A 12497-nucleotide genomic window follows, 5' to 3' on the forward strand; every position below is an offset into this window, starting at 1 on the left:
TCCAAGATATCGCAGGCGGCAACCGGGTTTCACCGGCGGGAGGTCGACGGCGGGATCTGCACCGAGTCGGTGTCCTCCCGGCCGCCGACCCGGGCGTGCACGGTGATCTGGTTGTTCGCCCCGGTGCCCGGCAGCCACGCGGTCCACTCAGAGTTGAACGGCTTGACGTAGTTGTCGGTCCAGCAGGTCGCCCGCCGGATGTCGGTCGACCGCGAGCAGGTCCAGCCCTTGTCGTGCGCGGACAGGAAGGACAGGTTGCGTCCCCAGGAGATGTCCAGGGTCACCCGCTGGTTCGACACCCCGTTGACCTTGAGGAACCGGTTGTAGACGAACGGGTTCGGGTCGGTCTGCGGCGTCGGGGTGATGATCTGCAGCAGCGACTCGTCCACCTGGATCCCCGGCAGCACCTCGGAGTCGGTGTCACTGACCAGCCCGGCCGTCGCGGCCACGGTGAAGGTCCTGGCCGCCGCCGAGCCCTCCGACGGTACGGCGAAGTCCGCCGGCAGCGGAGCCGGCCGGGCCGGGGTCAGCGCCGTACAGGTCTTGGTCGTGGCCGAGCACTTCCAGCCGGCCGGGTTCGCGGCGATCGGCCACTCCAGCGCCGAGCCGTAGGTGATCTTCAGCGTGACGCTGGTCCGGTCCGTGCCGGGGGCAACGGTCAGGATGCGGTGGTGGACGTCCGGGTCGGCCTTCCCGTCGAGGATCTTCAGCAGGTTCTCGTCGGTCCGCGGGGGAGCGGGAGCGGTCAGCGTCTCGGAGTCGTCGTCGTACAGCCGGCCGGTCTTGGCCGAGACCGTGAAGGTGCGATCGGCGGTCGATCCACCGGTCGGGGTGTCGAACGTCACCGGCATCGGTTCAGGCGCCGCCGGGTTGTTCGCCGTACAGGTCTTGGTGGTCTGGTGACAGACCCAGCCGCTCGGGTTGCCGGTCAGCGGCCAGTCCAGCGAGGCACCGAACTTGAGGCCGATCACGACCGGGTCGGTGTTGCCGGCCGGGGGCTTGATGGTGAGGACGAAGCGCATCCCCGCCGCGGCCTGCGAGACGCCGGCCCGGTCGCTCGGGGCGCCGCCGCCGCTCGGCATGGTGATCGTCAGCAGGCCCTCGTCCAGGATCGGTGTCGTCGGCAACGGTGGCGTCGGGGTGGTCTGCGTCGGCGTCGGCGTCGGCGTCGGGGTCGGCTCGGCCGTCGGGGTCGGCGTCGTCGCCTGCTGGGTCGGCTCGGTCGTCGGCGCGGTGGTGGGCGCCGCGGTCGGAGCGGTCGTCGGCTGGGTGGACGGCGGTTTGACCGTCGGCGGCTTCACCGGCGGAACGGTCGGCGGATTCCCCGGCGGTTGGGTCGGCTGCTGCGCCGGCGGCTTGTCGATCGCCGCCGGGGGAGTGTCGTTGCCGCCAAGCGCCATCGCTGCGAGCACGGCGGCGACCGCGACGACCACGACCGCTCCCGCGCCGACCGCTGTCCGGGTGCCGTTCTCGGTGACCTTCTTCCAGCCGGTGGCGACGAAGCCGACCAGCCCGACCTTCGCGCCGGACGCGGCGGCCAGGTAGCCGAGGCCCGCGGTGCCCAGCAGGGCCGGGGCGAGCAGGGCCGGCAACGCACTGTTGACCTCGACGAGCTCGAGGTAGACCGCGGTGCACTTCGCGCAGTCGTCCAGGTGCTCGCGGACGTTGCGGTTCTCGCGCTTGGTCAGGCCGCCGCGGACGTACGCGCCGAGGCGCTCGGTCGTCCAGCGGCAGCGGTCGCCGGCGACGTCGGCCAGATGCTGCTGCAGGTACGCCTGCCGCAGACCCTCGCGGGCGCGGTAGGCCAGCGCGGACACGCCGTTCGCGGTCAGGCCGAGCAGCGGAGCGATCGCGGCCGGCTTCTCACCCTCGACCTCGGTGTGCCAGAGGACGGCCTGCCAGCGCTCGGGCAGGCTCGCGAACGCCTTGGCCGCCGCGCCGCTCTCGAACCCGGTGACCGTCGGATCGTCGAAGCTCTCCGGCTCCCGCTCGTACGCCGCGATGTCGTCGGTGGCGGTCACCTTCCGGCCGGACCGGATCCGGTCGACGTGCACCCGCCGGACCGTCGTCAGCAGGTACGCACGGAAAGAGATGTCGGGACCGCCGCCGGCCCGGAGCGCGTCCAGCACCTTGGCGAACGCGTCACTGGCCAGGTCGTCGGCGTCGTTGGCCGGGACCAGCTGGCGGGCCATCCGCTCGGCCGCGTGGTGGTGGCGGCCGAAGAGTTCGCCGTACGCCTCGAGATCGCCGTTGCGGACGCGCGCGATCAGTTCGGCGTCGCTCGGTCCTTCCGGCGTCTCCATCCAGCTCCCCCGTGGGTGTGTCACGACTGTCCGTACGGCGATGTGACGGTCCGTCACATTGTTGCCGGGAACAAGGTTCCCACGTGGGACGGATCCGCGCACGTCTCCTGACGCGGAATCGTGCACCTTTCCTGACGAGATGACCAGCCCGGAAGTTACGCGAAAAAAGTTCTGCGAATCCGCGTCATGAACCTCCGCCCCGGCTGTCTCACCTGCGAACGACGCTTCCGGCCGACCGGTCGGGAGACTGACGGGGCTATTCGAGGAGGGCCATGTCGCTGTTCGCGGACATCCGCCGACGACTCGACCTGCGTCCAGCCAAGTCCCTGAACCTGGCGGGGTCGCCCGCCCGGAACCGGCCGGAGGCGTCGTCTCCAGATCAACCGTGCGGACGGAGGGAGCCGCACGGCACAGCTGGTCCCGTCACAGACCACAGCGCCTATCTCGCGATCGCCGAGGCGCTGCGGGACGGGGCCGATGTCGTGCCTGCATCGGACGAGGTCGGACGCCGGCTGGCGGCCGACGGAGTCTCGCTGGTGGAGGCACTTGATGGGCTGAGTGCGTTGTACCGCTCGATCGCCGGGGGCGAGCCGGCTTTCGACGCGGTACGCGCACTCAGTTCCAGCTGGGCCGAGGCCTCTCTGGTCTACCTGCACTCACTGTCCTGCGAGGACCCGTTGACCGGGCTGTCCAGCCTGGCCCACCTGCGGTCCCGGCTCGGCGAGCTCTATCGAGAGGCGGAGTTCCGTGGCACTTCCGTACCGCAATCCCACGCACTGGTGGTTGTCGAGCCGCTCAATCCCCCGGGGACGTCGCCGTTCGACCGCGAGCTCCGGCTGGTCGACGTGGCGGAGTGCCTGCGGATCGTCTTCTGCGGCGGTGACGTACTGGGCCGCGTCGGCTCACACCGCGCGGCGGCGCTCGTCGGCCGCGAGCCGAACCTGCCGGAGCAGGTCGCGACGGTACGAGCCCTGATCACCCAGTGGCGGCTGGACACCGACGTACCCCAGCTGGCCCGGATCTGGATCGAAGGCCTGCCGCACACCGACGCGATGGCAGGGAGGGTTCTCGACGAACTCGCCAGACCTTAGGACCTGCGTCCGGACGCCGACAGGGGGGTGGCCGGACGCATCGGCCGGCGGCGGATCGCCTATCACGGGGTAGGCGATCCGCCGCCGCTTGTCCGTGGTCGTGTCTAGGCTGGTCCCATGTGCGGTAGGTATGCGTCCAGCCGGGACCCGTCCGACCTCGTCGTGGAGTTCGAGATCGAGGCGGGCAACGTCCGCGAGTCCGTGCAGGAACTGCCGGACAACTACAACGTCGCGCCGACCGATCAGGTGATCGCGGTGGTCGAGCGGAAGAACCGCGAGGTCCCCGACGAGACGATCCGCAAGCTGACCACGGTCAAGTGGGGACTGGTGCCGTCGTGGGCCAAGGACACCTCGATCGGGAACCGGCTGATCAACGCGCGGATGGAGACGGTCGCGGAGAAGCCCGCCTTCAAGAAGGCGTTCGCCACCCGCCGCTGCATCCTGCCGGCCGACGGCTACTACGAGTGGTACACGGCCGAGGAGAAGGTGAACGGCAAGCCGGTCAAGCAGCCGTACTTCATCCATCCGGCCGACGGCGGCGTCCTGGCCATGGCGGGGCTGTACGAGATCTGGCGCGACAAGTCGGTCGCGGACCCGGACCAGGACGAGGCCTGGCTGTGGACCTGCACGGTTCTGACCACGACCGCCACCGACGACCTCGGCCGCATCCACGACCGGATGCCGCTCCTGGTCGAGCGCGAGCGGTACGACGCCTGGCTCGACCCGCTGTCGTCGGATCCTGACGATCTGCTGGAGCTGCTGGTCCCCGCCGCCCCGGGCCGCCTGGAGGCGTACGCCGTCTCGAAGGCGGTCAGCTCGGTGAAGAACAACGGACCCCATCTGCTCGATCCGCTGCCGCCCGATGGTGTGGATCCGATCGACAAGCCGGCCACTCCGGAGGAGACCACTCTCTTCTGACGTTTCGTGCCCGCCGTTCGACGGTCCGGATGACAGGATGGGGCGGGTGACCGACGAACGGATTGTGGGGACGCCGCACGGCGAGGCCCGGATCGTGGCGCACCGGGCCCGGCGGCCGGTGGCGACGCTGGCCCTCGGTCATGGCGCCGGGGCCGGGATCGAGTCCGGTGACCTGGCCGCACTGGCCGCCCGGCTGCCGAAGCAGGACATCAACGTGTTCTTGATCGAGCAGCCCTGGCGCCGGGCCGGGAAGAAGCTCGCGCCGGCGCCGAAGGTGCTCGACGAAGCCTGGATCGCGATCATCGGCCAGCTCCGGGTCCGCACGCCGCTGGTGATCGGCGGCCGCAGTGCGGGCGCCCGGGTGGCCTGCCGGACCGCGAGCAGTCTGGGGGCGTCCGGCGTACTCGCGTTGTCGTTCCCGCTGCACGCGCCGGGGAAGCCGGAGAAGTCGCGGGTCGCCGAACTGCAGGGCACCGGGCTGCCGACGCTGGTCGTGCAGGGGGAGCGGGACCCGTTCGGGACGCCCGAGGAGTTCCCGCCGCTGACCGAGATGGCCGTCGTCCCGGACGCGGACCACTCCTTCAAGGTGCCGAAGCGGGCGGAGCTCGACCAGCAGGAGACGTACGACCTCCTGGTCGAAGCTGTGTTCGAATGGGTCAGCCGCGAGGTGTCCGGATAGTGGTCAGCGCCCGAACCCAGCTGTGAGCGGGAATGGGCTCGTCGCGGGGCGTGTTGTGACGAACATGATGGCGACGACCGAGGCTCCGGCGAGGACAGCTGGGAAGACCCCGGTATTCTCGATCACGATGCCGACTCCCACCACCACCGAGACACCCGAGCAGCGGACCGCGCGGTTCGAGCGCGAGGCGCTGCCTTTCCTGGACCAGATGTACGCCGCGGCGATGCGGATGACCCGTAATCCGTCGGACGCCGAAGACCTGGTGCAGGACACCTTCGCGAAGGCGTACAGCTCGTTCCACCAGTTCACGCCCGGCACCAACCTGAAGGCGTGGCTGTACCGGATCCTGACGAACACGTTCATCAACGGATACCGCAAGCGGCAGCGTCAGCCGACGCAGTCGCCGACCGAGGAGATCGAGGACTGGCAGCTCACCGCCGCCGAGTCGCACACTCCCGGCGGCCTGAAGTCGGCCGAGGCGGTCGCCCTCGAGCACCTGCCCGACTCCGACATCAAGGAAGCCCTGCAATCCATCCCGGAGGACTTCCGCCTGGCCGTCTACCTGGCCGATGTCGAGGGCTTTGCCTACAAGGAGATCGCCGACATCATGGGTACGCCGGTGGGCACCGTGATGTCGCGGCTGCACCGGGGCCGCCGCCAGCTGCGTGAGCTGCTGGGGGACTACGCCCGGGATCGCGGCCTGATCCCCACGCCGGACTCGGACCAGAGCACGGACGCGAGTACCGGCGCGACCGCGGAGAAGGAGGAGTCGTGAGCTGCGGCGAGCACCACGACGTCGACTGCAGCGAGATCCTGCAGCGGGTCTACGTCTTCATCGACAACGAACTCGAAGACGCCACCACGGACGAGATCCGGCAGCACCTCGAAGAGTGCGCCCCCTGCCTGGACCAGTACGACCTGGAACGCTGCGTCAAGAAGCTGGTCCACCGCTCCTGCGGTTCCGACCACGCCCCCGACGCCCTGCGCCAGAAAATCCTCCTCCGCCTCACCCAAATCCAGGTGGAAACCACCATCACCACCACCGACTGACGTTTGGCCGGTCGTTGTCGAATGCGTGCTACCGGTCGGTCGGACCGGGTCACCTGACCTGCGAGTCGTCAAAGCTGTAGGTGTACTTTCCGCCCCGTTCGACGAGGGCGAGCAGATCCTCGGCCTTTGCCTGGAAATGGGGCGAGATGCCCTGCAGGACGGTGATCGCGGACCGCAGGTACTGCGTCGCGGCGGTCGAATCGCCGGCCGCGGCGCTGACCTTGCCGTGTTCGAGCAGGAAGCATCCTTCGCGCAGCCGGTTTCCGAGCACGCGCACCAATTGGATGCCTTCTTCGATGCATTCGTGCGCTTTGCCGTAGTGGCCCTGACTTGCGTACACGGCGGCCAGACATTGCCAGCCCTGGGACTGCAGGTCGTCGTTGCGTGACCGTTTTCCCGCCTCGATGCTGTGGTGCAACGGCTCGATCGCGTCCTCGGAGCGACCGACGAGCAGGTGGGAAAAGCCGATGTTCAGATATCTCTTGCCGACCGACCGAAGATCACCCGACCGCTCCGCGAGCGCGATCCCCTGCCGGAACGCCTCGTCGGCGAGCGCGTAGTCACCGTTGCGTTCGTACAGGCCGCCGAGGGCGACGTACGAGACGCCTTCGACGGTCGGCTCGCCGAGCTCCTGGCTGAGGCGCAACGCTTCGGTGCCGAACGCGAGCGCTTCCGCGACTCGGTCCAGCCGGCCGAGCACGTGGGTCGCCGAGGTCGCCGCGCGGGCCTGACCAGGTCGGTCCCCGAGCGCCCGGAACATCGCGAGCGCCTTGAGCAGCCGGTCGGCGCCGACCTCGAGACTTCCGTTCTCCACTTCGGGAATCGCGCTGTCGTGCTCCAGCCACGCGGCCATCGTCCGCAGCCCGAGCCGCTCGGCGAGGTCCGCCGCGCCGAGCCCGAGCTCGCGCATCTCCACCCACCGCGAACGGGATTCATGGAAGCCGAACAGGGCCAGGACGAGCTCTGGAAACACCGGAGATCCGGACAGTGACGAGGCGGTCGCTTGGGAGTACCGATCCATCAGGTTGCGCTGCTCGGCGTCGAGCCAGCTCAGCGCCGACTCCGCGTCGGTGATCACCGGCGGCGGCGTGAAGGTGACCGTCGCGAACGCCAGCCGTGGGCTGGCCGGATGGGTCTTCGCCTGGCAGGCCCAGGCGAATCCCGTGTAGAAGCGCAGGATGCGTTCCAGGCCGGCGTCGCGGTCGGCGGGGGTGAGGGAGAGGTCGGCCTGCTCGCGGGCGTAGGCGCGGATGAGGTCGTGGAAGCGGTAGCGCTCGGGGGCGACTGACTCGAGCAGGTTGAGGTCGACGAGGCGCTCGAGGATGGCGTCGGTACGGCGGACCGGGAGATCGAGCAGGTGGGCCGCGACGACCGTGAGCAGGTCGGATCCGTCCGGAACACTGAGCAGGGGCAGGGCTCGCGCGGCCTCGCGGTCGAGCTCGCGATCACTGAACTCCAGGAACCGCACGGAGCTGGCGATGCTGGAACGGACGCCGGAATCGTCCGAGCCGAGGCTGTCGAGCCGGCGCTCCTCGTCGTGGAGGAGATCGACGAGGTGCTGGAGCGGCCACGACGGGCGGGCCACGAGCCGGCCGCCGATCAGTCGCACGGCCAGCGGCAGCCGACCGGTGAACGAGGCAAGGATCTCGGCGGCGTCCGGCTCGGCGGCGACCCGGGACTGACCAATGACCCCGGTCAGCAGCTCGACCGACTCCGACGCCGACAGTGCGTCGAGCCGGATCTGGCGCGCGCCGGGCAGCGTCGCGAGGGAACCGCGGCTGGTGATGATCGCCGCCGACCCGGGACTTCCGGGCAGCAACGGCACCACATGGGCCACGTCGGCGGCATTGTCGAGGAGCATCAGCACCCGGCGGCCGGCGAGCTGGGATCGCAGCAGCCCGGCGGCTTCCTCGACGCCGTCGGGGATCAGCTGGACGTCGAGACCGAGTGAGCGCAGCAACTGCCGCAGCGCTTCGCCGGTCGTCATCGGTTTGCCGGGACCGTAGCCGCGCAGGTTGAGATACAGGTGGCCGTCGGGATAGCTGTCGGCCAGCTTGTGCGCGGCCTGGACCGCCAGCGCTGTCTTGCCGATGCCACCCATGCCGGTCACGGTGACCAGGCCGACCGTGTCGTTCCGCGTCGCGCCGGCCGGAACCCGCAGAACCGTCAGGATTGCTTCGATCTGAGCAATCCGGCCGGTGAAGTCCGGAACGGCCGGAGGTAGTTGCCATGGCATCGGTAACGCGTCGCCCGGAGCGGGCATCTCCGGCTCCGGAACCGCCGTCCGGGCCGCCCGGCTCTTGCCACGAGCAACGGCCAGGAACTCGTCGGCCTCGGCCGCACTGAGGCCGAGGGCTGCGGTCAGTGAGCGAATGGTGTCGATCCGCGGCCGGCTGCGCGTGCCGCGCTCGAGGACGCTGATGGCCTGCTCGCTCAGACCGGCCTTTTCGGCCAGGGCCGCTTGGGTGAGCCCGGTCCTGGCCCGGAACCCGCGCAGCAGTTCGCTCAGGCTCGCCGTGGACAGCCCACCCACCTCCCTCACTCGTCGGACCCCACCCGGCTACGGTCGGTGCGGGACGTCGGGGCCCAACTCTAGGAGGATCCACCGACGGACCGCCGAGGTTATCCACACTGGTCCAATACCCAACACTCGTTTGAAACTAGCATTCAGTATGCGGCCGGGGACTCTCCGAATACGAGACCTGAGGTAAAGCTGGTCTGGTGCCGACCTGTGACCAAATTGCAAAGACCCCGGCTTTTGCCGGGGTCCTCGCTTTGCGTAGCCGCCTGCTGTCAGGCGTTCGGGCGCTTACCGTGGTTTGCGCCCTTCTTCTTGCGTGCGCGGCGCTTGCGGCCGGTCTTGCCCATTTCTAAGCCTCCTTGAAACAACTGCAAAGAGTCACAGTCTCTCATACCATGCCCAGCACTTCGCGTCGTGCGGCGGGTCACGGTCTGGCTTACAGTGTTTCGCGGCGCGCCTGATGAAGCAAAATCATGACGAGTCAGCGATGTGCTGTCTGCCCCCCTGTTCCTTGACGACGCCAGGGAACAAGACCGCGACCGCTGATCGGAGGTGACCTGTCGTGTTCAGTAGTGACGGTTGGGAGTGGTGAAGGTTAGAGTTCCCAGGTGAACAGCCGCTGGCCGCTCCGTCTGACGGTGGCGATCAGCACAGCTGTCGCCGCACTGGTGCTCGCCGTGGCGTTGTTCAAAACCAGGCTGGACGTGCCCACCGTGGCGCTCGGCCTGCTGTTGCTGGTCGGCGTACTACTGCGTTCCAAGGTCGGCCCTGTCAAGGCAGTCCTCGACCACGTGGTCTGTATCGCCCTCCTCCTGTTGTCCGGGCCCGCGGCAACTGTGGTTGTCGCGATTCTGCTGCCCCTTACCCAGGACCGTCGTGTTCCCCTGATGCGACGGGTGTTCAACGGCGCACAGGCGGTTCTGTGCGCCGCCGCTGCCGGCTTCGTGTACGTCCGGACCGGCGGTGTTCGTGGTGACGCCGTGTTGGACGCGCCGGGACAGGCAACGGTTTCCGGGTTCGCGGCGATCGTGACCTGGCTCTCGGTGAACGCCGCCCTGATGTGCCTGGTGCTGTGGCTGGACCGTGGTGGAACGCCGCCGCTGACCTTCCTGCGGAAGGCGGCTGCGCCCACCGTGATCCCGATGACCGGCTACGGGCTGCTCGGCGTCCTGCTCGCCGTGGTCTGGATCGGTGGTCTGGGCGTCGTGGCGGTGTTCCTGGTCGTCGTGCCGCTGGTGGTCGCCCGCTGGGCTCTCTCGCTGTACGAAGCCGAGCGCAACGCCCAGGCAGCGACCATGCGGGCCTTCATCCAGGTCATCGAGACCAAGGATCTGTACACGCGTGGTCACTCGGAGCGGGTGAGCGAAGGCGTCGGCATGCTGGGACGCCACCTCCAGCTCAACGAGGACCGCCAGCTCGCTCTGGAACATGCCGGCCTGCTGCACGACGTCGGGAAGGTCGGCGTCCCGACCAGGATCATCCGGAAGCCGGGACGGCTCGACGACAGTGAGATGGACGCGATCCGGCTGCACCCGGCCAGAGGTGTCGAGCTGATCGGGAACATCCCGTTCCTGGAAGAAGTGAAGTCCGCGGTCCTGCACCATCACGAGAAGTACGACGGCACCGGCTACCCGGCCGGCCTGGCCGCGGAGAACATCCCGTACTTCGCCCGGATCATCGGCATCGTGGACGCCTTCGACTGTCTCACCTCGACCCGCTCGTACCGGCCCGCCCGTGGTGTCGAGGAGACCTTGCAGATCCTGTTGCAGGACCGCTACACCCATTTCGACCCGCAGCTCGTCGACGCGTTCGTCGAGGTCATCCGCAAGGACGGCTGGAAGGCCGCGGCCGCGGATCAGCCGGCTCCCGACGGCAGCGCGCGAGCGGCGATCGATCACGACGACCTCAGTCTCGGCAGTGCCGGTGGCGCGTCCGGTTCGGCCGCCGGACCGGACGCCTGATGGTGAGCATGGACTCGCCCGATGTCCGGCGGATGGGCAGTGGCATCGTCGTCGTGGTGGCCGGAGGCGTCCTGGGGATCGCGGCGCTCGCCATCACCCTTCACCGTGGAGTCACGGAGTGGCCGTACGCCCTGACGTTCGGCGTGCTGGTGGCCATCGGCGAGATGGTCCAGTTCCGGTTCGACCGGAGCCGGAACCGGGCTCCGATCGCGACCAGTGCCGCGTTGGGGTATGCGTTGTTGCGGCCGCCGGAGGTCGCGATTCCGCCGGATGTGGCGCAGGTGATCGCGGTGATCGGGCTGGCCACGCTGGCCGGGGTGCTGCCGCGGATGCTGTCCGGATTGCGGTGGGATCTGGTGGTGTCGTCGCGGCGGATGTTGTCCGTGGCGGGGGCTGCCGCGGTGTTCTCGGCGGTGACGCCGTCGGATCTGTACTGGGACGGCTCGTGGACCGCGGCCATCTCGCTGACGGGTGCGATGCTGCTCGCGGTCCTGACGGCTGCGGGGATGGACGCGCTGATCGGGGCGGGGCAGGCGACCGAGAGGTTCAACCAGCCGTTCCCCGCGGCACTGCGGGACGAGACCGCCATCGCTGCGCGGATCGGGATGGCGATGGCCATCAGCGGAATGCTGCTGGCCATCGGTACGTCGCTGCTCGGCCTGTGGGGACCGCCGCTCGTCGTGGTGCCGCTGTTCCTGACGCAGTTCGCCTTCCGGCGGTACGCATCGGCGCAGCGGACGTATCGGACCACAGTGCGCTCGATGGCGCGGAGTACGGAGATCGCGGGTTTCAGCAGCCCGGGGCAGAACGCTCGTACCGCCCAGTTGGCGGTGGCGCTGGGACACGATCTGGGGCTGACGCCGGCGCGCATGGTGGCGCTCGAGTATGCCGCGCTGTTGTCCGGCGTCGGTCAGTTGGCCTTGGCGGATCCGAGTCCGGGTGGCGCCTCGCTGTTGCGGACGCGGGAGGAGCGGCAGCGGGCGGCGGCGATCGGTGCCTCGGTGATCGAGCGGTCCGGGGTGCTGGACCACGTCGCGGAGATCGTCCGGCACTCCAACGATCCGTACCGGCACGGCCGGGCGAACAACGCCGACATCCCGGTGGAGAGCGGGATCGTGAACGTTGCGCTGGCCTACGAACAGCTGGTCGGTGAGGGGACCGGACAGTCGCCGGCCAAGGCGATGGAGTCGATCGGCCTGGGGATCGGCGCGGAGTACGACCCGGTCGTGGTCGAGTCACTCCGGCGCGTGATCGGCCGCGGCTTCCGCTTCTGAGGACAGCCGCAACAGCGCCGGAGTGCCGGCACACGGCTCGAGGTCGTCCCACATCGGCGCGATCGACGCCGGGACCCGGCCCGATCCGCCCATCCCGGCGTACAGGAGCAATCCGGCCCCGGCCGCAATCAGTACGTCGCCCGGACTGACGGCCTGCCCGAACCCCGGAAGAGCCACCGGTACGACGTCTCCCAGCCAAGGCAGCCTGGTCGCCGCGTCGGACAACTCGTGGCGCGGGTCGCTCACCACCGCCTCACCGAGACCCGCGCGCGTCAGCGCATCGAGCGACACCGGCATGGCGCCGTTCACCGCGACCACGAGGGCGTTGCTGAAGAACCCGAGGGCCAGCAGCCCGACGCCGGGGTGGCGGAGGTTCAGCCGGAGGAAGACCGCGATACAGACCGCGGAGCCGAGCAGCCCGACCGGGTACGCCGTACCGCCGAAGAGGGAGCCGAGGAGCTGGCCGATCGCGGCCGCGGCTAGCCAGTGCACGCCGGTCAGCGCGTTGCCGGCCAGTCGTCCGAGCCGTCCACCGGTCGCGAGTGCCGCGGCGGCGGCGAGCACCATGACGAGGAGGACCAGCAGCACCCTGGCGATTCTGCCGCGCCTGTGGCCCGAATCCGGGCAAGCTGACTCCGCAGCGTGTCGACTTGGCGGCAAAACGTGACGGCGGCCCTCCACCAGGAAGGACCGCCGTCGG

11 protein-coding genes are annotated in these 12497 nt (G+C 69.3%); 7 read left to right on the forward strand and 4 right to left on the reverse strand.

All coding sequences use genetic code 11. The annotated features are described in order from the left end of the window. Positions 1–29 precede the first annotated feature (29 nt). The gene (locus tag ACZ6O0_RS25770) at positions 30–2303 is read right to left on the reverse strand and encodes a sigma-70 family RNA polymerase sigma factor (RefSeq protein WP_465767536.1); all 2274 of its coding nucleotides are present in this window, start codon (positions 2301–2303) and stop codon (positions 30–32) included. Between the two features lie 272 nt (positions 2304–2575). Here ACZ6O0_RS25770 and ACZ6O0_RS25775 point away from each other — a divergent pair, with 272 nt between their 5' ends. The 5 genes from ACZ6O0_RS25775 (at position 2576) to rsrA (ending at position 6041) form a co-directional block, all read left to right on the forward strand. Next, positions 2576–3394, forward strand: a complete 819-nt coding sequence (locus ACZ6O0_RS25775) for a hypothetical protein (protein WP_465767537.1) — start codon at positions 2576–2578, stop codon at positions 3392–3394. A 117-nt stretch (positions 3395–3511) separates the two neighbouring features. Continuing rightward, the gene (locus ACZ6O0_RS25780) at positions 3512–4312 is read left to right on the forward strand and encodes an SOS response-associated peptidase (protein ID WP_465767538.1); all 801 of its coding nucleotides are present in this window, start codon (positions 3512–3514) and stop codon (positions 4310–4312) included. Between the two features lie 37 nt (positions 4313–4349). Beyond that, positions 4350–4991, forward strand: a complete 642-nt coding sequence (locus ACZ6O0_RS25785) for an alpha/beta hydrolase family protein (RefSeq protein WP_465767539.1) — start codon at positions 4350–4352, stop codon at positions 4989–4991. A 127-nt stretch (positions 4992–5118) separates the two neighbouring features. After that, on the forward strand, positions 5119–5766 hold the full coding sequence (locus ACZ6O0_RS25790; protein ID WP_465767540.1) for a sigma-70 family RNA polymerase sigma factor: 648 nt from the start codon (positions 5119–5121) through the stop codon (positions 5764–5766). Then, complete coding sequence (gene rsrA / locus ACZ6O0_RS25795) at positions 5763–6041, forward strand: mycothiol system anti-sigma-R factor (RefSeq protein WP_465767541.1); 279 nt, start codon at positions 5763–5765, stop codon at positions 6039–6041. Before ACZ6O0_RS25790 ends, rsrA begins: the two co-directional genes overlap by 4 nt. Before the next feature lie 49 nt (positions 6042–6090). Here the strand turns inward: rsrA and ACZ6O0_RS25800 are convergent, their stop codons facing one another. Both ACZ6O0_RS25800 and ACZ6O0_RS25805 read right to left on the reverse strand, forming a co-directional pair. Beyond that, on the reverse strand, positions 6091–8583 hold the full coding sequence (locus ACZ6O0_RS25800; RefSeq protein ID WP_465767542.1) for an ATP-binding protein: 2493 nt from the start codon (positions 8581–8583) through the stop codon (positions 6091–6093). Between the two features lie 251 nt (positions 8584–8834). Continuing rightward, a complete protein-coding gene (locus tag ACZ6O0_RS25805) occupies positions 8835–8909 on the reverse strand; it encodes a 50S ribosomal protein bL37 (RefSeq protein ID WP_369759046.1) in 75 nt (24 codons plus the stop codon). Positions 8910–9170: 261 nt separating this feature from the next. Here ACZ6O0_RS25805 and ACZ6O0_RS25810 point away from each other — a divergent pair, with 261 nt between their 5' ends. Together ACZ6O0_RS25810 and ACZ6O0_RS25815 are read left to right on the forward strand one after the other, a co-directional pair. Next, a complete protein-coding gene (locus ACZ6O0_RS25810; RefSeq protein ID WP_465767543.1) occupies positions 9171–10523 on the forward strand; it encodes an HD-GYP domain-containing protein in 1353 nt (450 codons plus the stop codon). 8 nt (positions 10524–10531) lie between these two features. After that, the gene (locus ACZ6O0_RS25815) at positions 10532–11797 is read left to right on the forward strand and encodes an HD-GYP domain-containing protein (protein ID WP_465767544.1); all 1266 of its coding nucleotides are present in this window, start codon (positions 10532–10534) and stop codon (positions 11795–11797) included. On the opposite strand, the gene ACZ6O0_RS25820 is transcribed toward ACZ6O0_RS25815, so the two are convergent. Then, entirely contained in the window at positions 11759–12385 is a 627-nt protein-coding gene (locus ACZ6O0_RS25820; protein ID WP_465767545.1) for a DUF5317 domain-containing protein, read from the reverse strand. The two genes, ACZ6O0_RS25815 and ACZ6O0_RS25820, sit on opposite strands and share 39 nt — an antisense overlap. Positions 12386–12497 lie beyond the last annotated feature (112 nt).

This window comes from Kribbella sp. NPDC048837 (assembly GCF_055586945.1).